The 24321-nt window shown below is 66.8% G+C and carries 25 protein-coding genes; 3 read left to right on the top strand and 22 right to left on the bottom strand.

The features are described 5' to 3' along the window. Window positions 1-28 precede the first annotated feature (28 nt). The 3 genes from GGQ96_RS09390 to dcd all read left to right on the top strand — a co-directional run bounded on the left by GGQ96_RS09390 (window position 29) and on the right by dcd (window position 2713). Window positions 29-1114: a PLP-dependent cysteine synthase family protein gene (locus GGQ96_RS09390; RefSeq protein WP_221239877.1), complete on the top strand. Its 1086-nt coding sequence runs from the start codon at window positions 29-31 to the stop codon at window positions 1112-1114. Further along, complete coding sequence (locus GGQ96_RS09385) at window positions 1114-1983, top strand: SGNH/GDSL hydrolase family protein (protein WP_184113930.1); 870 nt, start codon at window positions 1114-1116, stop codon at window positions 1981-1983. The genes GGQ96_RS09390 and GGQ96_RS09385 overlap by 1 nt, the downstream gene beginning before the upstream one ends. 175 nt (window positions 1984-2158) lie before the next feature. Beyond that, complete coding sequence (gene dcd, locus GGQ96_RS09380; protein ID WP_184113928.1) at window positions 2159-2713, top strand: dCTP deaminase; 555 nt, start codon at window positions 2159-2161, stop codon at window positions 2711-2713. 6 nt (window positions 2714-2719) lie between these two features. Here dcd and GGQ96_RS09375 read toward each other — a convergent pair whose 3' ends face one another. The 22 genes from GGQ96_RS09375 to GGQ96_RS09270 all read right to left on the bottom strand — a co-directional run bounded on the left by GGQ96_RS09375 (window position 2720) and on the right by GGQ96_RS09270 (window position 24262). Continuing rightward, the gene (locus GGQ96_RS09375) at window positions 2720-3001 is read right to left on the bottom strand and encodes a DUF1467 family protein (RefSeq protein ID WP_184113926.1); all 282 of its coding nucleotides are present in this window, start codon (window positions 2999-3001) and stop codon (window positions 2720-2722) included. A gap of 5 nt (window positions 3002-3006) precedes the next feature. Next, window positions 3007-4644, bottom strand: a complete 1638-nt coding sequence (locus tag GGQ96_RS09370) for a ribonuclease J (RefSeq protein WP_184113924.1) — start codon at window positions 4642-4644, stop codon at window positions 3007-3009. A 10-nt stretch (window positions 4645-4654) separates the two neighbouring features. After that, on the bottom strand, window positions 4655-5491 hold the full coding sequence (locus GGQ96_RS09365) for a type III pantothenate kinase (protein ID WP_184113922.1): 837 nt from the start codon (window positions 5489-5491) through the stop codon (window positions 4655-4657). 9 nt (window positions 5492-5500) lie between these two features. Further along, window positions 5501-6226, bottom strand: a complete 726-nt coding sequence (locus tag GGQ96_RS09360; RefSeq protein ID WP_184114215.1) for a biotin--[acetyl-CoA-carboxylase] ligase — start codon at window positions 6224-6226, stop codon at window positions 5501-5503. Then, the gene (gene nuoN / locus GGQ96_RS09355; RefSeq protein WP_184113921.1) at window positions 6226-7689 is read right to left on the bottom strand and encodes an NADH-quinone oxidoreductase subunit NuoN; all 1464 of its coding nucleotides are present in this window, start codon (window positions 7687-7689) and stop codon (window positions 6226-6228) included. Before nuoN ends, GGQ96_RS09360 begins: the two co-directional genes overlap by 1 nt. Beyond that, complete coding sequence (locus tag GGQ96_RS09350; RefSeq protein WP_184113919.1) at window positions 7689-9245, bottom strand: NADH-quinone oxidoreductase subunit M; 1557 nt, start codon at window positions 9243-9245, stop codon at window positions 7689-7691. Before GGQ96_RS09350 ends, nuoN begins: the two co-directional genes overlap by 1 nt. 7 nt (window positions 9246-9252) lie before the next feature. Further along, window positions 9253-11361, bottom strand: coding sequence for an NADH-quinone oxidoreductase subunit L (gene nuoL / locus GGQ96_RS09345; RefSeq protein ID WP_184113917.1), 2109 nt, complete (start codon window positions 11359-11361; stop codon window positions 9253-9255). 4 nt (window positions 11362-11365) lie between these two features. Next, window positions 11366-11671: an NADH-quinone oxidoreductase subunit NuoK gene (gene nuoK, locus GGQ96_RS09340; protein WP_184113915.1), complete on the bottom strand. Its 306-nt coding sequence runs from the start codon at window positions 11669-11671 to the stop codon at window positions 11366-11368. Beyond that, a complete protein-coding gene (locus GGQ96_RS09335) occupies window positions 11668-12279 on the bottom strand; it encodes an NADH-quinone oxidoreductase subunit J (RefSeq protein ID WP_184113913.1) in 612 nt (203 codons plus the stop codon). Before GGQ96_RS09335 ends, nuoK begins: the two co-directional genes overlap by 4 nt. 43 nt (window positions 12280-12322) lie before the next feature. Further along, window positions 12323-12808, bottom strand: coding sequence for an NADH-quinone oxidoreductase subunit NuoI (gene nuoI, locus GGQ96_RS09330; RefSeq protein ID WP_184113911.1), 486 nt, complete (start codon window positions 12806-12808; stop codon window positions 12323-12325). A 2-nt stretch (window positions 12809-12810) separates the two neighbouring features. Further along, window positions 12811-13857 carry an NADH-quinone oxidoreductase subunit NuoH gene (nuoH, locus tag GGQ96_RS09325; protein WP_184113909.1) on the bottom strand — a complete coding sequence of 349 codons (1047 nt, stop codon included), beginning with the start codon at window positions 13855-13857 and terminating at the stop codon, window positions 12811-12813. Next, window positions 13854-15848: an NADH-quinone oxidoreductase subunit NuoG gene (gene nuoG / locus GGQ96_RS09320; RefSeq protein WP_184113907.1), complete on the bottom strand. Its 1995-nt coding sequence runs from the start codon at window positions 15846-15848 to the stop codon at window positions 13854-13856. Before nuoG ends, nuoH begins: the two co-directional genes overlap by 4 nt. Continuing rightward, a complete protein-coding gene (gene nuoF / locus GGQ96_RS09315) occupies window positions 15848-17152 on the bottom strand; it encodes an NADH-quinone oxidoreductase subunit NuoF (protein WP_184113905.1) in 1305 nt (434 codons plus the stop codon). Before nuoF ends, nuoG begins: the two co-directional genes overlap by 1 nt. Then, the gene (locus tag GGQ96_RS09310; RefSeq protein ID WP_184113903.1) at window positions 17149-17856 is read right to left on the bottom strand and encodes a complex I 24 kDa subunit family protein; all 708 of its coding nucleotides are present in this window, start codon (window positions 17854-17856) and stop codon (window positions 17149-17151) included. The genes nuoF and GGQ96_RS09310 overlap by 4 nt, the downstream gene beginning before the upstream one ends. Then, window positions 17856-19070 (bottom strand): NADH-quinone oxidoreductase subunit D, encoded by a 1215-nt coding sequence (locus GGQ96_RS09305; protein WP_184114213.1) that lies wholly within the window; start codon window positions 19068-19070, stop codon window positions 17856-17858. The genes GGQ96_RS09310 and GGQ96_RS09305 overlap by 1 nt, the downstream gene beginning before the upstream one ends. Before the next feature lie 62 nt (window positions 19071-19132). Then, complete coding sequence (locus tag GGQ96_RS09300) at window positions 19133-20020, bottom strand: NADH-quinone oxidoreductase subunit C (protein ID WP_184113901.1); 888 nt, start codon at window positions 20018-20020, stop codon at window positions 19133-19135. After that, complete coding sequence (locus GGQ96_RS09295; protein WP_184113899.1) at window positions 20017-20586, bottom strand: NuoB/complex I 20 kDa subunit family protein; 570 nt, start codon at window positions 20584-20586, stop codon at window positions 20017-20019. Before GGQ96_RS09295 ends, GGQ96_RS09300 begins: the two co-directional genes overlap by 4 nt. Then, entirely contained in the window at window positions 20577-20951 is a 375-nt protein-coding gene (gene ndhC, locus GGQ96_RS09290) for an NADH-quinone oxidoreductase subunit A (RefSeq protein WP_184113897.1), read from the bottom strand. The genes GGQ96_RS09295 and ndhC overlap by 10 nt, the downstream gene beginning before the upstream one ends. 181 nt (window positions 20952-21132) lie before the next feature. Beyond that, window positions 21133-21945: an inositol monophosphatase family protein gene (locus GGQ96_RS09285; RefSeq protein ID WP_184113895.1), complete on the bottom strand. Its 813-nt coding sequence runs from the start codon at window positions 21943-21945 to the stop codon at window positions 21133-21135. A 117-nt stretch (window positions 21946-22062) separates the two neighbouring features. Beyond that, on the bottom strand, window positions 22063-22626 hold the full coding sequence (gene efp / locus GGQ96_RS09280; RefSeq protein WP_184113893.1) for an elongation factor P: 564 nt from the start codon (window positions 22624-22626) through the stop codon (window positions 22063-22065). Between the two features lie 52 nt (window positions 22627-22678). Beyond that, window positions 22679-23260, bottom strand: a complete 582-nt coding sequence (locus GGQ96_RS09275; RefSeq protein WP_184113891.1) for a M23 family metallopeptidase — start codon at window positions 23258-23260, stop codon at window positions 22679-22681. Window positions 23261-23263: 3 nt separating this feature from the next. Next, on the bottom strand, window positions 23264-24262 hold the full coding sequence (locus GGQ96_RS09270; RefSeq protein WP_184113889.1) for a L,D-transpeptidase family protein: 999 nt from the start codon (window positions 24260-24262) through the stop codon (window positions 23264-23266). Window positions 24263-24321 lie beyond the last annotated feature (59 nt).

Genomic DNA, 24321 nt, shown 5'->3' with positions numbered 1-24321 from the left:
CGCTCGGATTGCCGCACCGGTTGCCATGATGACCGACGCCAGTCCCCTGCCCGCCGCGCGCCTCGCCACCCGTTGGACGGACGAGGCGGTCCGCCGGATCGAGGCGGACTTCAACCGCTCCGCCGACACCCATCTGATCCGGGTGGAGCTGCCCCGCTTCCCAGGCATCACCCTGTACCTGAAGGACGAGTCGGTCCACCCGACCGGCAGCCTGAAGCATCGGCTCGCCCGCTCGCTGATCCTCTACGCGATCTGCAACGGCTGGGTCGGACCGGACACGGTGCTGATCGAGGCGTCGTCCGGCTCGACCGCGGTGTCGGAGGCCTATTTCGCGCATCTGCTTGGCTTGCGCTTCATCGCCGTGGTGCCGGCCTCCACCTCCTCGGCCAAGCTCGATGCGATCCGCTTCCATGGCGGCGAGATCCATATGGTCGACGATCCGCGCCAGGCCTATGGCGCGGCGGCGCGGCTGGCCGCGGAGACCGGCGGCCATTATCTCGACCAGTTCACCTATGCCGAGCGCGCGACCGACTGGCGCGGCAACAACAATATCGCCGAGAGCATCTTCGCGCAGATGACCCGCGAGGATCATCCGGTGCCGGCCTGGATCGTCTGCGGCGCCGGCACCGGCGGCACCTCCGCCACGATCGGCCGCTATATCCGCTATGGCCGCTATCCGACCCGGCTGTGCGTCGCCGACCCGGAGGCGTCGGTCTTCCACCGTCACTATGCGGATCGCACGATCCAGACACTCGACCAGGGCTGCGGCTCGTGCATCGAGGGGATCGGCCGGCCACGCGTCGAGGCGTCGTTCATCCCCGGCGTGATCGACCGCATGATCGCGGTGCCCGACGCCGCCAGCATCGGCGCGATGCGCGCGATCAGCCAGCGGCTGGGCCGGCCGGTCGGCGGCTCGACCGGCACCAACATCCATGCCTGCCTGATGCTGATCGAGGAGATGGCGGCGCGCGGCGAACAGGGGGCGGTCGTCACCATCCTGTGCGACAGCGGCCAACGCTATGCCGACAGTTGCTATGACGACGACTGGCTCGGCGCGCGCGCGGTGCAGTGGCAGGCGGAGGAGCGGCGCATCGCGGCGCTGCTGGGTCGATGATGCGCCGGCTGCTCGGCCTCGCCGCGCTGGTCGCGCTGGCCGCCTCGCCCGTACGGGCGGAGACGATCCTGTTCGTCGGCAACAGCTTCACCTTCGGCGCGCATTCGCCGGTCCACCATATGGGCGCGCACCGCGTCACCGACCTGAACGGCACCGGCGTCGGCGGCGTACCGGCCCTGTTCAAGCGCTTCACCGAACAGGCCGGCCTCGACTATGACGTGTCGCTGGAGACGGAGGGCGGGCGCAGCCTGGCCTGGCACCTGGCCAATCGCCGGTCGGAGATCGACCGGCGCTGGGACCGGGTCGTCCTCCAGGACTATTCGACGCTCAGCCCCGAACGCGTTGGCGACCCGGCCGAGACGATCGCCTCGGTCGATACGCTCGCCCGGCTGTTCGCCGCGCGCAACCCGCGCGTGCGCATCCTGCTCGACAGCACCTGGTCGCGGCCCGACCTGACCTATCGTGCCGGCAGCCCCTGGTCGGGTCAGGGCATCGCCGCGATGGCGAACAGCATTCGCGCCGGGTACGACCGCGCCGCCCGCGCCGCCGGGCGCGGCGTGCAGGGCGTGGCCCCGGTGGGACAGGCCTTTACCTGCGCGATCCGCGCCGGCGTCGCCGATGCCGATCCCTATGACGGCATCGCCTATGGCCAGTTGCCGCTCTGGGCCTGGGACCAGTATCACGCCAGCGCCTATGGCTATTATCTGGAGGCGCTGGTGCTGTTCGGCCAGATCACCGGCCGCGATCCGCGTGTGCTGGGCCGGGACGAGGCGGCGGCGATGGACCTGGGCTTCTCGCCCGAACAGACCGCCGCGTTGCAGGGCATCGCGCATGAGGCGCTGGAGACGAAGGGCGGTTGCGGCCGCTGATCGGCGGCAGCGACCGCCCCAGCGCGACCCGGTGTCGCTGCGAACGCAGGAACCCAGAGCATCACCAGGCACCGCCTTTGACCCCGGGGTCCTGCCTGCGCGGGAGCACGGCGCTTCCTGCCCCCCTCCCCATCCCGCTTGCACGACTGCCGCTTTGCCGCGAAGGGATGCGCCCATGTCCATCCTCTCCGACCGCTGGATTCGCGAGCACGCGACCAACCATGGCATGATCGAGCCGTTCGTGGAGGCGCAGCGCCGCGACGGCTGCATCAGCTACGGCCTGTCCTCCTACGGCTATGACGCGCGCGTCGCCGACGAGTTCAAGATCTTCACCAATGTCGACAGCGCCGTGGTCGATCCCAAGGATTTCGCCGCCAACAGCTTCGTCGATCGCAAGACCGATGTCTGCGTCATCCCGCCGAACAGCTTCGCGCTCGCCCGCACGGTCGAATATTTCCGGGTGCCGCGCGACGTGCTGGTCATCTGCCTGGGCAAATCGACCTATGCCCGCTGCGGCATCATCGTCAACGTCACGCCGCTGGAGCCGGAATGGGAGGGGCATGTGACGCTGGAATTTTCCAACACCACGCCGCTGCCCGCCAAGATCTATGCCAATGAGGGCGCGTGCCAGTTCCTGTTCCTGAAGGGCAACGAGCCGTGCGAGACCAGCTATGCCGACCGCGCCGGCAAATATATGGGCCAGCGCGGCGTTACCCTGCCGCGGCTGTAAGCGCGATCACCGCACCGCCATGTTGGCCAGCCCGAGATAATCGGCGCTGAGCGGCGTGATCCAGCCATAATAGTAATTGAGCTGGAACAGCGCGAAAAGGATCGTCGCGACGATCGTGACGCGCAACGCGACCCGACCGGCGCGAAACTCATGGGGGGCGCTGTCGGCCTGGCCCGGCACGCGCTCACCGCCCGCCTCCTCCGTGGTGCGGACCCCGAAGGGCAGCACCAGGAAGACGCTGAAGGCCCAGAAGAGGACGTAGATCGCAAGCGCCGACGTCCACCTCATGGCGGTCAGGCCTCGATCATCAGCACGTCGACGATCGGCTTCTTGCCGGTCCAACGCGTCGCCACGCGGCGCACCGCCAGCCGCACATCCTCGCGCAGCCGGTCCTTGGCGCGACGGCCGCCCTTCACCGCCTGCGCGGCGGCGTCGACCGCATCGTCGATAAAGGCCAAGCGCTCGTCCTCGACCGGCACGCCCTGCAAGCGGACCTGCGGCGTACCGACCAGCCGGCCATCCCGCCCCAGCGCCACCGCAACCGAAATCTGGCCGTTCAGCGCGAGCTTGCGCCGCTCGTTGATCGTCGAACCGTCCGACGGCAGGATCACGTCGCCGTCCAGCACCAGACGGCCGATCGGCGCGTTGCCGATCTTCTTCGCCGGGCCCGGCAGCAACCGCATCACATCGCCATTGGTCTGGACGACGCTGCTCTTCACGCCCTGCGACAGGCCATAGCGCGCGTGTTCCATCAAATGGCGCATCTCGCCATGGACCGGCACCAACAGGTCGGGCTTCAGCCAGCCATAGACCTTGGCCAGTTCGGGCCGGCCGGGGTGACCGGAGACGTGGACATGCGCCTGGCGCTCGGTCACCATCTCCACGCCCTTGGCGGCGAGCAGGTTCTGGATGCGGCCGATCGCCACCTCGTTGCCGGGAATCTGCTTGGACGAGAAGACCACCGTGTCGCCCATGTCGAGCTTGATCGTGTGGCTGCCCTCCGCGACGCGCGACAGCGCCGCGCGCGCCTCGCCCTGCCCACCGGTGGCGACGATCAGCACCTTGTTCTTGGGCAGCCGCATCGCCGTCTCGGGATCGACGGTGTCGGGGAAGTCCTTGAAGTAGCCGCAGGCGCGGCCGACCTTGAGGATGCGATCGAGCGAGCGGCCTGTGACGCACAGCTTGCGCCCGGTCTCGCGCGCCACCTCGCCCAGCGTCACCAGGCGCGCGGCGTTGGACGCGAAGGTGGTGACCAGCACCCGCCCCTTGGCGCGCGCGATCGTCTCCGCCAGCCCGCGCCGGACCGTCGACTCCGAACCCGACGCGTCCTTGTTGAAGACGTTGGTCGAATCGCACACCAGCACGTCGACGCCCTCGTCGCCGATCGCGGCGAGCTGCTCGGCGGTGGCGGGGTTGCCGATGATCGGCGCGGCGTCCAGCTTCCAGTCGCCCGAGTGGAAGACGCGGCCGTCCGGCGTGTCGATCAGCAACGCCGAGGCCTCGGGGATCGAGTGCGACATGGGCACGAAGGTGAAGCCGAACGGCCCCACGTCGACGCGCTTGCCATAGTCGACGATCCGCAGCTTGACGCGGTTCTCGATGCCCTCTTCCTCCAGCTTCCCCCGGATCAGCCCGGCGGTGAAGGCGGTGGCGTAGAGCGGCACGCCGAGATCCTCGGCCAGATAGGGCAAGGCCCCGATATGGTCCTCATGCCCGTGCGTCAGCACGATGCCGACCAGATCCTCCTGGCGCTCCTCGATGAATTGCAGGTCGGGCAGGATCACGTCGATGCCGGGATAGGCGGGATCGGCAAAGGTGATGCCGCAATCCACCATCACCCACTTGCCGCGGGTGCCGTAGAGATTGACGTTCATGCCGATCTCGCCCGAGCCACCGAGCGCGCAGAAGAGAAGTTCGTTCTTGGGGGTCAAATGACAACTTTCAGTTGGAAGGGTGCGCCGGAAGGTCGCCCGGCGCGGGCGTGGTTCGTTGGATATGGGCCTTATCCCACATCATCGCCAGTCCCTGGATGGTCAGGTCCGGCTCGATGGCGTCGAAGACGGCGGTATGGCGCTCGAAGAGCGTGGCGAGGCCGCCGGTGGCGATCACCTTGACCGGCCGGCCGACCTCGGCTTTCAGTCGCGCGACCAGTCCCTCGATCATCGCGATATAGCCCCAATAGATGCCGATATGCATCTGGTCGACCGTGTTGCGGCCGACCACGGTGGCGCTCGCCGGGGCCTCGATCGCGATGCGCGGCAGCTTGGCGGCGGCGGTGACCAGCGCGTCGAGCGACAGGTTGATGCCCGGTGCGATGATCCCGCCCTTGTACGCGCCGCGATAGTCGCTGACGTCGAAGGTGGTGGCGGTGCCGAAGTCGATGACGATCAGGTCGCCGGCATGAAGCGCATGCGCGGCGATGGTGTTGACCGCCCGGTCCGCGCCGAGCGAGCGCGGCTCGTCGACGTCGATCTCGATGCCCCATTCGACTGGCGCCTGTCCGGCGATCAGTGGCTCGCCACCGAAATATTTGCGCGCCAGCACCTGCAGGTTGTGGAGCGCGCGGGGCACCACGGTCGAGATGATGACGTCGGTCACGTCGGTCCGCGCGAATCCCTCCAGCGCCAGGAGCTGGCTGAGCCAGACCGCATATTCGTCCGCCGTCCGCCGCGGATCCGTGGCGAGCCGCCAGCGACCGCGGATTCGCCGTTCGGTCCCGTCGACCTCGACCAGCGCGAAGACGACATTGGTGTTACCGGCATCGATGGCGAGCAGCATGACGGCCCCTCAGATCAGGAAGATATCGGCGGCGTGGATGACACGCCGCTCGCCGCCCGCCAAGCGCAACCGCAAGGCCCCCTGCGCATCGAGGCCATCGAAGAGACCTTCGACCGCACTGCCATCGGGCAGGCGCGCGGTGAGCGGGGTGCCGATCGGATGCGCGCGCTCCAGCCAGCGGCGACGGACGGGGTCGATCCCCCCTGCCCGCCAGAGCGCGCGCCATCGCGCCATCGCCTCGCCCAGCACCTCGAGGAAGGCGCCCGGCTCCACATCGGCGCCCAGCGCGCGGAGACTGGTGGTGCGGCGATCCGGTAGTTCCGGATGATGGGCCAGGTTGACGCCGAAGCCGATCACCACGGCGTCGCCGGTGCGTTCCAGCAGGACGCCGGACAGCTTGGCACCCGCCGCCAACAGGTCGTTCGGCCATTTGAGGGCCAGCCCCTCGCCCGCGGCGGCCGTCGCGAACACGCGAACGGACTCGTCCAGCGCCACCGCCGCGACCAGCGCCAGACTCGCCGGGGGCGGATCGCCGGGACGCAGATACAGGACGGTGCTGGCGTAGAGATTGCCGGGCGGGGACTGCCAGGGGCGGCCTTGCCGCCCGCGCCCGCCGGTCTGGCGCTCGGCGCGAAGCCAGGCGCCATCTGGTACCGCCGTGGCCGATCCGCCCGCCGCGAGGCCAAGCAGATCGGCATTGGTCGATCCGGTCTCCGCGACCGTACGGATGTCGATCAGAACAGCGCCTGCGCGGCTGCCATCGACCAGGCGCCCAGCGCCGGGATCGCCAGATAGCCGAGCGGCGAGACCGCCACTGCCGCGAGCGCGATCAGGCCGCCCTGCAACGCGCCCTCCTCCCCCTTGACGAAGGCCGGAGCCGGATCGTCGAAGTACATCGTCTTGACGATACGCAGGTAATAATAGGCGCCGATCGTCGACGCGGCGATGCCGATCGCCGCCAGCGGGAACAGTCCGGCCTGAACGGCAGCCGAGAAGACCGCGAACTTGGCGTAGAAGCCGAACAGCGGCGGAATGCCGGCGAGCGAGAACATGAAGATCGCCATCGCCGCCGCCAGCGCCGGCCGCGTCCGGGACATGCCCGACAGGCTGGCGATGCTTTCGACCGGCTGACCATCGGCATCGCGCATCTGCAGCACCACCAGGAACGAGCCGAGCGTCATCGCGACATAGATGGCCATATAGGTCATCACGCCCGCCACGCCCTCTGGCGTGCCGGCGGCGAGGCCGACCAGCGCGAAGCCGACATTGTTGATCGACGAATAGGCCAGCAGCCGCTTGATGTTGGTCTGGCCGATCGCCGCGACCGCGCCCAGGATGATCGAGGCGAGTGCGGCGAAGATCACGATCTGTCGCCATTCACCCAACGCCGGGCCCATCGCCTCGACCGCCACGCGCACCGCCAGGCCGATCGCCGCCACCTTGGGAGCGGAGGCGAAGAAGGCGGTCACCGGGGTCGGCGCGCCCTCATAGACGTCCGGCGTCCACATGTGGAACGGCACCGCGGAGATCTTGAAGGCGAGGCCGGCGAAGACGAAGACCAGGCCGAACACCATGCCCAGCGACTTGACCGGATTGGCCGCGTCGATCGCATAGGCATCGGCGATGCCGCGGAACAGGGTCGTGCCGGTGAAGCCATAGACCAGGCTGACGCCGTAGAGCAGGATACCGCTGGCGAGCGCGCCGAGCACGAAATATTTCAGGCCCGCTTCGGCCGATCGCTGGTCGCGTCGCATGAAACTGGCCAGGACATAGGCGGCCAGGCTCTGCAACTCGAGACCGACATAAAGGGTCAGCAAGTCGCCGGCCGACACCATCAGGCCCATGCCCGTCGCCGACAGCAGCATCAGCACCGGATATTCGGGGCGAAGATTGTCCCCTGCCGTCCGCTGGAAGAAGCCCGGGGCCATGATGATCGCGACCGCCGTGGCGATATAGATCAGCACCTTGGCGAAGGCGGCAAAGGCGTCAGCATGATAGAGGCCGAGATAGGCGTCGCCGCCATGGCCGGCCGGACCGGTCAGCGCGACGCCCGCGCCGAACAGCACCGCGACCGAGGCCCAGGACACCGCGCGCGTCGCACCCGGACCGCCCCAGGCGGAGAACATCATGAGGATGACCGCGCCGATCCCGAGGATCACCTCGGGCAGCGACAGCATCAGATTGGCGGCATAATCCATTAGTGCGCCTCCCCCGGGGCGGCTTCTTCATGCGCTTCGTGCGACTTCAGGGCGGCGACGGCGGCCGGGTTGCCCGGCGTCGGGCGACTGTCGCTAGGCGGCGCGGCGCGATCGACCCGCTGCATCAGGATGGCGACATCGCTCCGCATCGGCGCGAGGAAGCTCTCCGGATACACGCCCATCCACAGCACGACGGCGGCGATCGGGGCCATCAGCCACATCTCGCGACCCGACAGGTCCGACATGCCACGCACCTCGTCCGACTTGATCTCGCCATAGGCGATCCGCCGGTAGAGATAGAGCATATAGGCCGCGCCCAGGATGATGCTGGTCGTGCAGAGCAGCGCGAACCAGGTCGAGCGTTGATAGGTGCCCATCAGCGACAGGAACTCGGCGACGAAGCCGCTGGTCCCCGGCAGGCCGATCGAGGCCATGGTGAAGAACAGGAACAGCACCGCATATTTCGGCATGTTGATGCTGAGCCCGCCATAGCGCGCGATCTCGCGGGTGTGCAGCCGGTCGTAGATGACGCCGACGCACAGGAACAGCGCGCCAGACACGAGACCATGGCTGAGCATCATGATCATCGCGCCCTCGATGCCCTGCTGGTTGAAGGCGAACAGGCCGATGGTCACGATCGCCATGTGCGCGACCGACGAATAGGCGATCAGCTTCTTCATGTCGGACTGCACAAGCGCGACGAGCGAGGTGTAGACCACCGCCACCGCCGACAGCGCGAAGATCAGCCAGGTCAACTGACCGGACGCCTCCGGAAACATCGGCAGCGAGAAGCGAAGGAAGCCATAGCCGCCCAGCTTCAGCAGGACGCCCGCCAGGATCACCGAGCCCGCGGTCGGCGCCTGGACGTGCGCATCGGGCAGCCAGGTATGCACCGGCCACATCGGCATCTTCACCGCGAAGGAGGCGAAGAAGGCCAGCCACAGCCAGGTCTGCACATGGACCGGGAAGTCATAGGCCTGCAGGTCGGGAATGAACGAACTACCGGCGGTCTGCGCCATGTAGATCATCGCCACCAGCATCAGCAGCGAGCCGAGCAGCGTGTACAGGAAGAACTTGTACGACGCGTAAATCCGGTTCGCCCCGCCCCAAATGCCGATGATCAGGTACATCGGGATCAGGCCGGCTTCGAAGAACAGGTAGAACAGGAACAGGTCCTGCGCGGCGAAGGTGCCGATCATCAGCACCTCGGTCAGCAGGAACGCCGCCATGTATTCCGGTACGCGGTTCGTGACCGAGCGCCAGCTCGCGCCGATGCAGATCGGCATCAGGAACACGCTGAGCATGATCAGCATCAGCGCGAAGCCGTCGATGCCTAGGCTCCAGCTGAAGAAGCCGAGCCGCGGCCCCGCCTCGACGAACTGCCACTGCGCGCCGCCGATGTCGAAGTTGAGCCAGAGCAGGATACCCAGCACGAAATCGACCAGCGTGGCGGCGAGCGCCAGCCGGCGCGCGCCCTCCGCGGACAGGAACAGACAGATGACGGCGGCGACCAGCGGCACCGCGAGCATCAGCGACAGAATGGGAAGGCCCTCCATCACCCGATCAACCCGCAATGACCCAGGTGACCGCGGCGGTGAGCCCGATCAGCATGACGAACGCATAGGAATAGACATATCCTGATTGCAGCTTGCCGGCAGCGCGGCTGCCCATCTGCACGACCCAGGCCGAACCGTCAGGCCCGAACCGGTTGATCGTCTGCTCGTCGCCGCGGTGCCACAGGAAGCGGCCGATCGCGAAGGCGGGACGGACGAAGAGCAGATGGTACAGCTCGTCGAAATACCATTTGTTGAGCAGGAACCGGTACAGCACGCCGAACTGGTCGCTGAGCGCCGCCGGGAAGCGGGGGTTGGCGATATAGGCGTACCATGCGGTCCCCAGACCGAGCAGCATGGCGATGGCGGTGGCCAGCTTGATCGGCTCGGGCACGCCGTGGATGCCGTGCATCAGATGCTCGTTGAAGAACAATGCACCGCGCCAGAAGGCCCCGCCGGTCTCCGCCCCGATGAAGAAGGGCGCGAACACGAAGCCCGCCGCGATCGCGCCGATCGACAGGACGATCAGCGGGACCAGCATGGGCAACGGGCTTTCGTGCGGATGATAGCCGCCGGTGCCCACCTGCAGGTCCTGCTGGCGCGGTCCGTGCGGCGACGGCGCGTCGCCTGCATCCTCGGCCTGCGCCGGGTTGTGGTGCGTCTCGTCGGCATGATGCGCATCATGGCCGTGCGCGTGATGGTCGTCATGACCATGACCATGCGCATCGTGCACCGCGTGCTGGATATGCTCCGAATTGACCCAGCGCGGCTTGCCCCAGAAGGTCAGGAACATGAGGCGCCAGGAGTAGAAGGCGGTCAGGAGCGCCACGAGCACGCCGACGAACCACGTCCCCGGCTGCCCCGCGGCCCAGGCCGCCTCGATGATCGCGTCCTTCGAATAGAAGCCGGCGAAACCGATGTCGACGAACGGCAGGCCGACGCCGGTGATGGCGAGCGTGCCCATCATCATGCCCCAGAAGGTCAGCGGAATCTCCTTCCGCAGGCCACCATAGTAGCGCATGTCCTGCTCGTGGTGCATCGCGTGGATCACCGAGCCCGCCCCCAGGAACAGCAGCGCCTTGAAGAAGGCGTGGGTGAACAGGTGGAACATCGCCGCGCCATAGGCGCCGATGCCCGCGGCGAAGAACATGTAGCCGAGCTGCGAACAGGTCGAATAGGCGATGACGCGCTTGATGTCGGTCTGCACCAGGCCGCAGGTCGCGGCGAACAGGCAGGTCGCCGCGCCGACCCAGCGCACGACTTCGAGCGCGGCGGGCGCGACCTCGAACATCGGCGACAGGCGGCAGACCATGAAGACGCCGGCGGTGACCATGGTCGCGGCGTGGATGAGCGCCGACACCGGAGTCGGGCCTTCCATCGCGTCGGGCAGCCAAGTGTGCAGGCCGAGCTGCGCCGACTTGCCCATCGCGCCGACGAACAGCAGCAGGCAGAGCACCGTCATCGTATCGGCGCGGAAGCCGAGGAACCCGATGGTCGAGCCGGCCATCGAAGGCGCGGCGGCCAGAATCGCCGGGATCGACACGGTGTTGAACACCAGGAACGTCCCGAAGATGCCGAGCATGAAGCCTAGGTCGCCGACGCGGTTGACCACGAACGCCTTGATCGCCGCCGCGTTGGCGCTTGGCTTGCGGAACCAGAAGCCGATCAGCAGGTACGAGGCGAGACCCACCCCTTCCCAGCCGAAGAACATCTGGATCAGGCTGTCCGCCGTCACCAGCATCAGCATGGCGAAGGTGAAGAGGCACAGATAGGCGAAGAAGCGTGGCTGGTCCGGGTCCTCGCTCATATAGCCCCAGCTATAGAGATGGACCAGCGCCGACACCGTGGTGATGACCACCAGCATGACTGCGGTCATGGTGTCGACGCGCAGCGCCCAGGCGACGTTCAGGCTGCCGGAATGGATCCAGTCCAGCACCGGCGTCACCGTGGCGGGCGTGTGGCCGCCCAGAAAGCCGATGAAGATCGGCCAGGACAGCAGGCACGAGACGAACAGCGCGCCGGTCGTGACCAGCTTCGCCGGCGTCGCGCCGATGGCCTTGTTCCCCAGCCCCGCGATCGCGGCGGCGAGGAGCGGCAGAAAGACGATTGCGAGGATCAACCGTTTACCCCTTCATCCGGTTGACGTCGTCGGTCGCGATGGTGCCGCGGCCGCGATAGTAGATCACGAGAATGGCCAGCCCGATCGCCGCCTCGCCGGCGGCGACGGTCAGCACGAACATCGAGAAGACCTGCCCCACCAAGTCGCCCAGGAAGGACGAGAAGGCGACAAGGTTGATGTTCACCGACAGCAGGATCAATTCGATCGCCATCAGGATGACGATGAGGTTCTTCCGGTTGAGGAAGATGCCCGCGCACCCCAGCGTGAACAGGATCGCCGAGACGACCAGATAATGGATCAGTCCGATCACAGCTCCACCCCCTGGCCGACGGCCGGCTTGACGTTGCGGGTCGCATCCTGCGGGCGGCGTGCGACCTGGCGGCTGATATTCTGAGCGCGCGTGCCCGCCCGCTCGCGATGGGTCAGCACGATCGCGCCGATCATCGCCACGAGGAGGACGAAACCGGCCGCCTCGAACAGGAACAGATAGCGCGTGTAGAGCAGCTGCCCGAGCGCCTCGATGTTCGGCAGCGCACGATCGACCGGCGCGACGCGCCGGGTCAGGTCGATGCGGCCGGCGTTCCAGGCGAAGGCGGCGATCATGATCTCCGCCGCCAGCGCCGCGCCGAGCGCGAGGCCGATGGCCGCATAGCGGGCGACGTCGGTCTTCAGCTGCGCAAAGTCGATGTCCATCATCATGACGACGAACAGGAACAGCACCGCGACCGCGCCGACATAGACGATGACGAGCAGCATCGCGATGAACTCGGCGCCGACCAGGACCATGAGCCCGGCCGCGTTGAAGAACGCCAGGATGAGCCACATGACGGAGTGCACCGGGTTGCGCGACGAGATCGTCAAGCCGGCGGACACCACCAGGATGGCGGCGAACAGGTAAAAGGCAATGGCCTGGATCACGCGACGGCCCCCTTACCCGCGCTGAATGGATGGTGCGGGCGCATTAACGATACGGCGCATCGGCGGCAAGGTTCGCCGCGATCGTGCGCTCCCAACGGTCACCATTGTCGAGCAGCTTGGCCTTGTCGTAGATCAGCTCCTCGCGCGTCTCGGTCGAGAACTCGTAGTTCGGACCCTCGACGATGGCATCGACCGGACAGGCCTCCTGGCAGAGGCCGCAATAGATGCACTTGGTCATGTCGATGTCGTACCGCGTCGTGCGGCGGCTGCCGTCGTCGCGCGGTTCGGCCTCGATCGTGATCGCCTGGGCCGGACACACCGCCTCGCAGAGCTTGCACGCAATGCAGCGCTCTTCCCCGTTGGGGTAGCGACGCAGCGCATGTTCGCCCCGGAAGCGCGGGCTCACCGGATTGCGTTCGTACGGATAGTTGATCGTCGCCTTGGGCTTGAAGAAATATCTCAGCGTGAGGGCATGCGCCTTCACGAATTCCCAAAGCGTGAACGCCTTGACATATTGCGCGACACTCATCGTCAAATCCCAACCCGGTGCCACATGAGCACGCCGGACACGAGGAACACCCAGAACAGCGACACCGGCAGGAACACCTTCCAGCCCAGCCGCATCAGCTGGTCGTACCGGTAGCGAGGCACCGTCGCCTTGATCCAGCTGAACACGAAGAAGAAGAACAGGATCTTGGCGAAAAGCCAGATGATCCCCGGCACCATATAAAGCGGCGCCCAGTCGATCGGCGGCAGCCAGCCTCCCCAGAACAGCGTCGCGTTGAGCGCGCACATCAGGATAACGTTGGCATATTCGCCGAGCCAGAAGAGCGCGAAGCTCATCGAGCTGTATTCGGTCTGGTAGCCGGCGACCAGCTCCGACTCCGCTTCCGTCAGGTCGAACGGCGCGCGCTGGGTCTCGGCGAGCGCTGAGATCAGGAACATCACCGCCATCGGGAAGAGCAGCGGGTTGAAGCCGTTGCCGTTGATGAAGCCGTACAGCCCCTTCTGCGCGGCGACGATGCCGGACAGGTTGAAGGTGCCCGACCACAGCACGATCGAGATCAGGATGAAGCCGATCGCGACTTCGTAGCTGACCATCTGCGCGGCCGCCCGCAGCGCCGAATAGAAGGGATATTTCGAGTTGGACGCCCAGCCCGACAGGATGATGCCGTAGACGCCGAGCGACGAGGCGGCGAGCACGTAGAGCAGGCCGACATTGATGTCGGCGAGCACCACGCCTGGCGCGAACGGCACCACCGCCCACACGATCAGCGCGACCGTGAAGGTGATGATCGGCGCGAGCAGGAACAGGCCGCGATTGGCCGCCGTCGGGATGATCGTTTCCTGCAGGAAGACCTTGAGGCCGTCCGCAAAGGACTGGAGCAGGCCGAGCGGACCGACGACGTTGGGGCCGCGCCGCAACGCCATCGCCGCCCAGATCTTGCGGTCAGCATAGATGATCATCGCCACCGCCAGCATCAGCGGCAGCGCGATGACCAGGATGCCGACGATCGTCGACACGAACCAGGCCCAGCCATAGGGCAGGCCGACGGTGGTTTCGAAGAACGAGGTCATTCCGCCGCCTCCGCGAAGGTCTCGCCGTGGACGAGTTCGGCCGAGCAGCGCTGCATGGTCGGGCTTGCCCGGCAGATCGCGTTGGTCAGATAGAAGTCCTTGATCGGATAGCCCTCGATCGCACCGCTGGCGGTGGCGTCGAGCGCCGGCACCTGCCAGTCGAACGTCACCAGCCCCTCGTGGCGGAGCGCCGGCACTTCGCCGAACATCTCCTCGCGCAGGCCCGCCAGGCTGTCGAACGGCAGGCGCTGGCCCATCACGTCGGACAGGGCGCGGAAGATCGACCAGTCCTCTCGCGCGTCGCCGGGTGCGAACACCGCGCGCTCGCCGCGCTGGACCCGGCCTTCCAGATTGACCCAGGTGCCCGACTTCTCGGCATAGGTCGCGCCCGGCAGCACCACGTCGGCCGCGGCCGCGCCGCGATCGCCGTGATGGCCGACATAGACCTTGAAGCCGCCGAACGGCGTGAAGTCCACTTCGTCCGCGCCCAGGAAGAAGGTGAGCTTGGCGTCATGCAGGTCGGCGACTCCGCCCTTCTGCGCATAGCCGAGCATCAGCCCGCCCATCCGGCTCGCCGCCATGTGCAGCACGTTGAAGCCGTTCCAGCCGTCCTTGATGAGGCCCAGCGTGTCGACCAGCTTCAGCGCCGCGCCGTGGCCGCCCTTCAGCGCCGCGCCGCCGACGATCACCATCGGCTTGCTCGCCCCGACGAAGGTCTTGACCAGCGCCTCGGGCAGATTGCCCAGGATCGACAGGTCTTGGCCCAGCCACTCGACCTTGTAGGTCAAGTCGGTCTCGGGACCGATCGCGAAGACCTTCGCCCCTTTCTTGATCGCCTTGCGGATGCGGGTGTTCACCAGCGGCGCTTCCCAGCGCAGGTTGGTGCCGATCAGCAGGATCGCGTCCGCCTCCTCGGCGCCGGCGATCGTGCTGTTGAAGTTGACCGCCGCCAGCGACCCGGTGTCGTAAGCCATGCCGGTCTGGCGGCCTTCGAGCCGGTTCGAGCCCAGCGAGCGGAGCAGCGCCTTGGCGGCGTACATCGTCTCGCAATCGACCAGATCGCCGGCCACCGCTGCGATGCTGCCACCATGATTGACCGCCGCGATCGCCGCGAACGCCTCGTCCCAGGTCGCCGGCGTCAGCTTGCCGTCGCGGCGCACGAAGGGACGGTCGAGCCGGCGACGGACCAGGCCGTCGACCGCATGGCGCGTCTTGTCCGACGCCCATTCCTCGTTCACGTCCTCGTTGATGCGCGGCACGCAGCGCAGCACCTGGCGGCCCCGGCTGTCGAGACGGATATTGGTGCCGACCGCGTCCATCACGTCGATCGTCAGCGTCCGCCGCAGCTCCCAGGGCCGCGCCTCATAGGCGTACGGCTTGGACGTCAGCGCGCCGACCGGGCAGAGATCGACCACGTTGCCGCTCAGTTCGCTGGTCACCGCCTCTTCGAGATAGGAGGTGATCTGCATGTTCTCGCCGCGATAGATCGCGCCGATCTCCTCCACGCCCGCGACTTCCTCGGCGAAGCGGATGCAGCGGGTGCACTGGATGCAGCGGGTCATGATCGTCTTGACGATCGGACCCATATATTTCTCGGTGACCGCGCGCTTGTTCTCCTGGAAGCGCGACTGGCCACGGCCATAGGCGACCGACTGGTCCTGCAGGTCGCACTCGCCGCCCTGATCGCAGATCGGGCAGTCGAGCGGATGGTTGATCAGCAGAAATTCCATGATGCCCTCGCGGGCATGCTTGACCATCGGCGTGGTGGTGAAGACCTCCTGGTTCTCGGCGGCCGGCAGCGCGCAGGACGCCTGAGGCTTGGGCGGCCCCGGCTTCACTTCGACCAGGCACATGCGGCAATTGCCGGCGATCGACAGCCGCTCGTGATAGCAGAAGCGGGGGATTTCCTTCCCCGCCGCTTCGCACGCCTGGAGCACCGTGGCGCCCTGCGGCACCTCGACCTCGATCCCGTCTACTTTCAGCTTGGGCATTATTCGGCAGCTTCCTGCATCGGCGCGAGCGAACCGCCGCGCTCATGGATGCGGCGTTCCAGCTCGGGCCGGAAATGGCGGATGAGACCCTGGATCGGCCAGGCGGCGGCATCGCCCAGCGCGCAGATCGAATGGCCTTCGACCTGCTTGGTCACCTGCTGGAGCATGTCGATGTCCGACACCTCGGCGTCGCCGGTGCGCAGCCGCTCCATCACGCGCCACATCCAGCCAGTGCCCTCACGGCACGGGGTGCACTGGCCGCAGCTCTCATGCTTGTAGAAATAGGACAGGCGGCTGATCGCGCGGACCACGTCGGTCGACTTGTCCATGACGATGATCGCGGCGGTGCCCAGACCCGACCCGACCGCCTTCAGGCCGTCGAAGTCCATCGCACAGTCCATGATCTGCGCGGCGGGCACCAGCGGCACCGACGACCCGCCCGGGATCACCGCAAGCAGATTGTCCCAGCCGCCGCGAATGCCGCCGCAATGCCGCTCGATCAGCTCGCGGAAGCTGATCGACATCGCCTCCTCGACCACGCAGGGCGTGTTCACATGGCCACTGATCTGGAACAGCTTGGTGCCGCGGTTGTTCTCCGCGCCGAAGCTGGCGAACCATTCGGCCCCGCGCCGCAGGATGGTCGGCGCGACCGCGATCGATTCGACGTTGTTGACCGTGGTCGGACAGCCATAGAGACCCGCCCCGGCCGGGAAGGGCGGCTTGAGGCGCGGCTGCCCCTTCTTGCCCTCCAGGCTTTCGAGCATCGCGGTCTCTTCGCCGCAGATATAGGCGCCGGCGCCGCGATGGACGAAGACGTCGAAATCATAGCCAGACCCGCAGGCGTTCTTGCCGACCAGCCCGGCGGCATAGGCCTCGGCCACCGCCGCGAACAGCGTCTCCGCCTCGCGGATATATTCGCCGCGGATATAGATATAGGCCGCCCGCGCGCGCATCGCGAAGCCCGCGACCAACGCGCCCTCGATCAGCTTGTGCGGATCGTGGCGGATGATCTCGCGGTCCTTGCACGAGCCCGGCTCGGACTCGTCGGCGTTGATGACCAGGAAGTTCGGCCGATCGGGGCGCGGCTCCTTGGGCATGAACGACCATTTGGTGCCGGTCGGAAAGCCGGCGCCGCCCCGCCCGCGCAGGCCGCTGGCCTTGACCACGTCGATGATCTTGTCGTTGCCGAGTTCGAGCAGCGCCTTGGTGTTGTCCCAGTCGCCGCGCGCGCGCGCCGCGTCCAGCCGCCACGACTGATAGCCGTAGAGGTTGGTGAAGATGCGGTCCTTGTCCTGCAGGCTCATACCTCCACCTCGCGCTGTTCCCCCTGCCCCGCGACGTTCCATTCGCCGCGATAGTCGTGGTTCTCGGTGACCATCGCGGTCAGCGAGGTCGGACCACCCACCGGCTCGACGGTGTGGCGGCCGGGTTGCTGCGTGCCCGGCTTCGGCGTCTCGCCCCGCGCCAGCGCCTCGAGGATCGCGGTGGTGCGATCGTAATTGAGATCTTCGTAATTGTCGTCGTTGACCTGGACCATCGGCGCTGACGAGCAATTGCCCATGCACTCGACCTCGGTCAGCGTGAACAGGCCGTCGGGCGTGGTCTTGCCCTTGATCAGGCCCTTGTTCTTGCAGGCGGCAAACACGTCGTCGCTACCCGCCAGCATGCACGGCGTCGTACCGCAGACCTGGACGTGATAGCGGCCCACCGGCGCCAGGTTGAACATGGTGTAGAAGGTCGCGACCTCATACACGCGCATGTACGGCACGCCGATGTAGCGCGCGACATATTCGATCACCGGAACCGGCAGCCACCCTTGGGTCTGCGTCTCCGCGCCCACCTGGCGCTGCGCCAGGTCGAGCAGCGGGATTGAACCCGACTGCTCGCGCCCCGCTGGATAGCGCGCCAGCACCTCCTGCGCCTTGCGCGCATTCTCTTCGGTCCAGGCGAACGCGCCCCAGCGCGCGCGGACCTCGGCTTCGTCGGGGATATGAACGGCGTCAGCCATTATCGGTCACACTCACCAAAAACGATGTCCATCGCGCCCAGGATTGCGGTCGTGTCCGCCAGCATGTGCCCGCGGCTCATGAAGTCCGCTGCCTGCAGGTGCGAGAAGGCGGTCGGCCGGATCTTGCAGCGATAGGGCTTGTTGGTGCCGTCCGACACCAAGAATACGCCGAACTCGCCCTTCGGGCTCTCGGTGGCGACATAGACCTCGCCGGCCGGCACGTGATAGCCCTCGGTGTAGAGCTTGAAATGGTGGATCAGCGCCTCCATCGAACGCTTCATCTCCGACCGTTTCGGCGGCACCACCTTGCGGTCGTCCGAGGCGATCGGCCCTTCCGGCATCTCCGCCAGGCACTGCTTCATGATCCGCGCCGACTGGCGGACCTCCTCCACGCGCACCATGAACCGGTCGTAGCAGTCGCCGCGCGTCCCAACCGGCACCTCGAAGTCCATGCGCGCATAGACGTCATAGGGCTGCTGCTTGCGAAGATCCCAGGGGATGCCCGCCGCCCGGATCATCGGGCCGGAAAAACCCCAGGCGATCGCATCGTCGCGGCTGACCGTGGCGATGTCGACGTTGCGCTGCTTGAAGATACGATTGTCGGCGACCAGACTGATCGCATCCTCGAACAGCCGCGGCAGACGCGTGTCGAGCCAGTCGGCGATGTCGGTCAGGAGCTTCAGCGGCACGTCCTGGTGGACGCCGCCGGGACGCATGTAATTATGGTGCATCCGCGCGCCGCTCGCGCGTTCGAAAAAGTTGAGGCAGTCCTCGCGAATCTCGAACAGCCAGAGGTTCGGCGTCATCGCGCCCACGTCCATCACGTGCGAACCCAGGTTCAGCATGTGGTTGGAGATACGGGTCAATTCGGCGAAGAAGACGCGCAGATATTGCGCGCGCAGCGGCACCTCGATGTCGAGCAGCTTCTCGACCGCCAGCACATAGCTGTGCTCCATGCACATGGGCGAGCAATAGTCGAGGCGGTCGAAATAGGGCAGCGCCTGAGCGTACGTCTTATATTCGATCAGCTTCTCGGTGCCGCGATGGAGCAGCCCGACATGCGGGTCGACCCGCTCGATGATCTCGCCGTCCAGCTCCAGCACCAGCCGCAGCACACCGTGCGCGGCCGGATGCTGCGGACCGAAGTTGATCGTGTAGTTCTGGATCGTGACGTCGCCCTCGGTCGGATGCGCGGGCGACTGAACGCCCAACAGCTCGTCGACATAGGGATCGACCGTGGTGGTCGCCGGGGCGACCTCGACTCCGGGGATATGGCTCACTGATTCTGTCCTTTGCCCGCGGTCGGGATCACGTCCGGATCCGCCGGCTTGGGGGTCGCATCGGGTTCCGCGCTGCCCTTGCCCGTATCGGCTGTGCTGTCCGCCGTGGTCTTGGCATAGGGTTCGCTGGACGCCTTGGGCGCTTCCTTCGCCGAACCCTCGGCATCGGCCTTGCGCACCTGATCCGCGCTCAGCGGCGTCGGCGCACCCTTGTCCTGCGGCAGCGCCGCGGGTGCCGGGCTTGCGGCGGCGGGCGCCGCCGAAGCCGGCTTGGCCTTCTCGTCGCCGGGCAGAATATACTCGGCGCCCTCCCAAGGGCTGAGAAAGTCGAAGGTGCGGAAATCCTGCGCCAATTGCACCGGCTGGTACACCACGCGCTTCTCCTCCTCGGAATAGCGCAGCTCGGTATAGCCGGTCATCGGGAAGTCCTTGCGGAGCGGATGGCCGCGAAAGCCATAGTCCGTCAGGATGCGGCGCAGGTCCTTGTTGCCCTCGAACAGCACGCCGTACAGGTCATAGACCTCGCGCTCCAGCCAGCCCGCGACCGGCCAGATGCCGGTGACGGACGGGATCGGATGCTCCTCGTCGGTCGCGACATGGACCTGGACGCGGTGGTTCCGGGTCAGCGACAGGAGGTTGTACACCACGTCGAACCGCTCCGCACGCTGCGGATAGTCGACGCCGGCAATCTCCATGAGCTGCTGATATTCGAGGCCGGGCGTGTCGCGCAGCGCGATCATCGCCGGGACCAGCGCGTCGCGATGGACGTGCAGCTGCACCTCGCCGACCAGCTCGACCGCGTCGACCAGCCCCGCGCCGATCGCGCGGGTCGCCATCGCGATCGTGTCGCCGGCAGCCGCATAGGCCGGGGCGGGCGCCCTCATCGCTCGATGCTCCCGCTGCGGCGGATCTTCCGCTGCAACTGCATCACGCCATAGAGCAACGCCTCGGCCGTCGGCGGGCAGCCGGGGACATAGATGTCGACCGGCACGATGCGATCGCAGCCGCGCACCACCGAATAGCTGTAATGGTAATAGCCGCCGCCATTGGCGCAGCTGCCCATCGAGATGACGTATTTCGGCTCCGACATCTGGTCGTAGACCTTGCGGAGCGCGGGCGCCATCTTGTTGCACAGCGTGCCGGCGACGATCATCACGTCCGACTGGCGCGGCGAGGCGCGCGGTGCGGCGCCGAACCGCTCCAGGTCGTAGCGCGGCATGTTGACGTGGATCATCTCCACGGCGCAGCACGCCAGGCCGAAGGTCATCCACCAGAGCGAACCCGTGCGCGCCCATTGGAACAACTCCTCGGTCGAGGTGACGAGGAAGCCCTTGTCGGTCAGTTCACCGTTCAGGCTGTCGAAATATTCCTGGTCGGGCGCCACCACGGCCGCGCCGCCATCCGGGCGAGCCTTGAGTTCGACCGGACCGGAGTGAAGCTCTACTCCCAATCCAACGCTCCCTTCTTCCAGGCATAGGCGAGGCCGAGGGCCAATTCGCCGATAAAGATCATCATGCCGATCCACGCGGTCCAGCCGATGCTGAACACCGAGACCGCCCAGGGGTAGATGAACGCCGCCTCCAGATCGAAGACGATGAACAGGATCGCGACCAGGTAGAAGCGGACGTCATACTGGCTGCGCGGATCCTCGAACGCGGGGAAGCCGCATTCATATTCGGACAGCTTCTGCTCGTCGGGCTTGTGGGCGCCGGTGAGCCGGCCAACCGCCATCGGCAGGAAGACGAACGCGCTCGACAGCGCGAGGGCCACCCCGAGGAAGATGAGGATCGGCAGATATTGCGACAGATCGACCAAAACGGTTCTCGCACGTGCGAACGGATGAACGAGGGCTTTAGGCGCGCCGGACAGGTCGGGCAAGGTTTCCGACCGCTTGCGAATCACTCTCAACGAGAGCCGATCCGATCGCCCTGGCGACACGCCGAAGCGCGAAAGCTAAGTATAGGTACTTGTTACTAAATTTCCCAGAGCCCGCGCGTTAACGCAGAGCACCGGCAACCAGTTTGTGCAGCTTGCTGTGCAGCGCGTCGTTGCAGGCCAGGAACTCGCTGCGTTCCTGCGCCTTGTCGGCGCCCCGATAGTCGGTGACATAGCCACCGGCTTCCTTCACCAGCAGCAGGCCGGCGGCCGTGTCCCAGGGCTTGAGGCCCGATTCCCAATAACCGTCGAACCGCCCGGCTGCGACCCAGGCCAGGTCGAGCGCCGCCGAGCCGAGTCGCCGGATGCCCGCGACCTGCGGCGCGACCGCCCCGAAGATGCGCGTCCACTCCACGAAATCCCCATGCCCCAGGAACGGGATGCCCGTCGCGATCAGCGCTTCCGACAGGTCGCGGCGCGACGACACGCGCAGCCGCTGGTCGGTCAGCCAGGCGCCCCGGCCCTTCTCGGCCCAGAAGCTCTCGTCGGTCAGCGGCTGGTAGACCAGCGCCGTGGTGATCTCGCGCTTGCCGTTCGGCATCACTTCCTCGACCGCTATCGAGATCGCGAAGTGCGGGATGCCGTGGAGGAAGTTGGACGTGCCGTCGAGCGGATCGATGATGAAGCGCGGCTTGTCGGGATCGCCCGCCACCTCGCCGCGCTCCTCCATCAGAAAGCCCCAGTCGGGCCGGGCGCGCGACAGTTCCTCGAACAGGGTCTGCTCGGCGCGCTGGTCGGCCATCGACACGAAGTCGGCCGGACCCTTGCGGCTGACCTGGAGCTGCTGGACCTCGTTGAAGTCGCGCCGAAGACGCGGCGCCGCCTTGCGCGCGGCGCGCTCGATCACGGTCATCAGGCCGGAATGCGAAGGCATGATAGTCTCCATCCTCCCATGATCGGGAGGGACTGGTCAGGGGGCGGTCGGACGGACCGATAGCGGGCAGGCGCGGCGGCACGGAAAAGCCGGCCCCTGCCCCGTGCTCGAGGACGATCAGTCCGCGCGGCGGACGTAGGTCTGCTCGTACACGTCGACAACGATGCGGGTGCCGGCGGCGATGTGCGGCGGCACCATGACGCGCACGCCATTGTCGAGCATCGCCGGCTTGTAGGAGGAGGAAGCGGTCTGCCCCTTCACCACCGCGTCGGCCTCGACGATCGTCGCCTCGATGGTGTCGGGCAGCTGCACCGAGATCGGCTTCTCGTCATAGAGCTCCATGACCACGTCCATGCCGTCCTGCAGGAAGGCCGCGGCGTCGCCCAGGATGCCGGCGTCGAGCGTGATCTGCTCGTAATTGTCCTTGTCCATGAAGGTCAGCTGATCGCCGTCCTTGAACAGGAACTGGAAATCCTTGGTGTCGAGGCGAACGCGCTCGACCGTCTCCGCCGAGCGGAAGCGGACGTTGTTCTTGCGTCCGTCGATCAGGTTCTTCATCTCGACCTGCATATAGGCACCGCCCTTGCCGGGCTGGGTATGCTGGATCTTGACGGCGCGCCAGATGCCGCCTTCATACTCGATGATGTTGCCGGGACGGATGTCCACGCCGCTGATCTTCATGGATTGACCTGCTGAAAAGAGCCGGGGGCGTCGTGCCCCGATGCTCGGCGATTTAGCGCCCCGCGGTCGATCCGGCAAGCAGCGGGTAGGGATTGACCGCCCGTCCCTGCCACCAGCCCTCGCCCGGCGCCATGCGTTGCAGGCCGAAATGGAGATGCGTGTTGCCCGCGCCCGCGTCGCCGGTATCGCCGACGAAGCCGATCCGCTGTCCGCGCGCCACCCGCTGCCCCTCGGCCAGGCCCGGCGCATAGCCGGCGAGATGCGCGTAATAATAGACCCAACCCCCGCCGGGCGAGCGGACATAGATGGTCAGGCCGCCCCGCTCGCTCGTGAACAGCTTCTCCACCCGGCCGGAAGCCGCCGCCAGCACGGCGGTGCCGCCCGGCGCCATGATGTCGGTGCCCTGATGCGTACGACCGCCCTCACCGCGCGGGTCGCCCCAACTGTCGCTGATGCGGCCGCGCGCGACGCCCGCCACCGGCACGGCGAGCGGCTCGGCGTCATGCGCAGTCCCGGCGACCGGCGGTGTGGCCGATGGTGCCGACCGGTGCGATCCACCGAAACGGGTCACCGAGGCGAACAGCGCGGCGACGGTCGCCACCAGGGCCAGGATCACCCAGCCGACCCGGCTCATCCCCTATTCCTGGAAGATGGCAGGGGTGCCCGGCTTGACCATCAAGGCGAGGCGCGCCGCGTTCCAGTTGGCGAGCCGGACGCAGCCATGGCTTTCGGTGCGGCCGATCAGTTGCGGCTCGGGCGTGCCATGGATACCGTAATGCGGCTTGCTCAAGTCCAGCCACACCACGCCGACCGGGCCATTAGGTCCGGGCGGCAGCATCGCCTTCTTGTCGTCCTTGTCCGCATCCCAGAACAAGGCCGGGTTGAAGTGGAACTTCGGATTATAGTCCGCGCCCTTGATCGTCCACTTGCCGATCGGCAGCGGATCGTGAGTCGATCCGGTCGTGACCTGGAACTGCGCGACCAGCTTGTCGGCCTGGTCATAGACGCGCAGCACCTTATCCGACTTGTCGACCACCACCTTCGCCGCCTGCGGCTGCACTGCGTCGACATTGAGGCCGTTCAGCGTCGCGATCCAGTCGGGGCGCAGCTTGGCGTCATAGGCCCGGCTTGACGGCAGAACGTTGGGAAAGGTCACCTTGCTGCCCGGCCGCAGCCAGGTCTGCGGGCTATTGAGCGCCACCAGCACCTGCGGCGTGGTATGGAACATCTCCGCCAGCTTCTCGAGCGGGCTGCGATAATAGAGGCCGGGGAGCTTGGCCTGCTGGTCCTCGCCGCGCGGGATAGGGTCGATATAGGGGCCGGCGAGCACGCGTGCGTTGAGCGTCAGCACCTTGGTGGCGTCCGTGCCCCAATAGGGGCGGAGCGCCGCCATGGTCGCGGCATCCGGTTCGCCCGTCGTCCGGAGGCCCCGGCTTTCCTGGAAACCCTTGATCGCCGCGGTCAGCGACATGCCCGGCCGACCATCGATCACGCCCGGCGAGAAGCCGAGCCGGTCGAGCACCACCTGCATCTTCAGCAGGTCGGGATCGATCCGCACGGGCGCCGCGACGGGCGGGGTCTGGGCGACGGCCGGCACCGCGAGCGCCAGGACGAGCGACAGGAAGACAGGGCGCATGGCTCTCCGATCCGAACGGTTACGCATCCGGATCAAACGAGCGAAGCCCGGCTTGGCTC

This window comes from Sphingomonas abaci, assembly GCF_014199625.1.
GTDB lineage: Bacteria > Pseudomonadota > Alphaproteobacteria > Sphingomonadales > Sphingomonadaceae > Sphingomonas > Sphingomonas abaci.
This window is presented reverse-complemented; position numbering and strand designations above follow the sequence as displayed.

Excerpts from the sequence above, each read along its gene's own strand:
- GGQ96_RS09270 (WP_184113889.1), bottom strand. The coding sequence starts at position 24,262 with ATGCGCCCTGTCTTCCTGTCGCTCGTCCTGGCGCTCGCGGTGCCGGCC.
- nuoF (WP_184113905.1), bottom strand. The coding sequence starts at position 17,152 with ATGAGCCTGCAGGACAAGGACCGCATCTTCACCAACCTCTACGGCTAT.
- nuoG (WP_184113907.1), bottom strand. The coding sequence starts at position 15,848 with ATGCCCAAGCTGAAAGTAGACGGGATCGAGGTCGAGGTGCCGCAGGGC.
- GGQ96_RS09310 (WP_184113903.1), bottom strand. The coding sequence starts at position 17,856 with ATGGCTGACGCCGTTCATATCCCCGACGAAGCCGAGGTCCGCGCGCGC.
- nuoI (WP_184113911.1), bottom strand. The coding sequence starts at position 12,808 with ATGAGTGTCGCGCAATATGTCAAGGCGTTCACGCTTTGGGAATTCGTG.
- efp (WP_184113893.1), bottom strand. The coding sequence starts at position 22,626 with ATGAAGATCAGCGGCGTGGACATCCGTCCCGGCAACATCATCGAGTAT.
- GGQ96_RS09275 (WP_184113891.1), bottom strand. The coding sequence starts at position 23,260 with ATGAGCCGGGTCGGCTGGGTGATCCTGGCCCTGGTGGCGACCGTCGCC.
- GGQ96_RS09390 (WP_221239877.1), top strand. The coding sequence starts at position 29 with ATGACCGACGCCAGTCCCCTGCCCGCCGCGCGCCTCGCCACCCGTTGG.
- GGQ96_RS09365 (WP_184113922.1), bottom strand. The coding sequence starts at position 5,491 with ATGCTGCTCGCCATCGATGCCGGTAACACCAATGTCGTCTTCGCGCTG.
- GGQ96_RS09285 (WP_184113895.1), bottom strand. The coding sequence starts at position 21,945 with ATGCCTTCGCATTCCGGCCTGATGACCGTGATCGAGCGCGCCGCGCGC.
- dcd (WP_184113928.1), top strand. The coding sequence starts at position 2,159 with ATGTCCATCCTCTCCGACCGCTGGATTCGCGAGCACGCGACCAACCAT.
- GGQ96_RS09300 (WP_184113901.1), bottom strand. The coding sequence starts at position 20,020 with ATGAGGGCGCCCGCCCCGGCCTATGCGGCTGCCGGCGACACGATCGCG.
- GGQ96_RS09385 (WP_184113930.1), top strand. The coding sequence starts at position 1,114 with ATGCGCCGGCTGCTCGGCCTCGCCGCGCTGGTCGCGCTGGCCGCCTCG.
- nuoH (WP_184113909.1), bottom strand. The coding sequence starts at position 13,857 with ATGACCTCGTTCTTCGAAACCACCGTCGGCCTGCCCTATGGCTGGGCC.
- nuoN (WP_184113921.1), bottom strand. The coding sequence starts at position 7,689 with ATGGATTATGCCGCCAATCTGATGCTGTCGCTGCCCGAGGTGATCCTC.
- GGQ96_RS09375 (WP_184113926.1), bottom strand. The coding sequence starts at position 3,001 with ATGAGGTGGACGTCGGCGCTTGCGATCTACGTCCTCTTCTGGGCCTTC.
- GGQ96_RS09350 (WP_184113919.1), bottom strand. The coding sequence starts at position 9,245 with ATGGAGGGCCTTCCCATTCTGTCGCTGATGCTCGCGGTGCCGCTGGTC.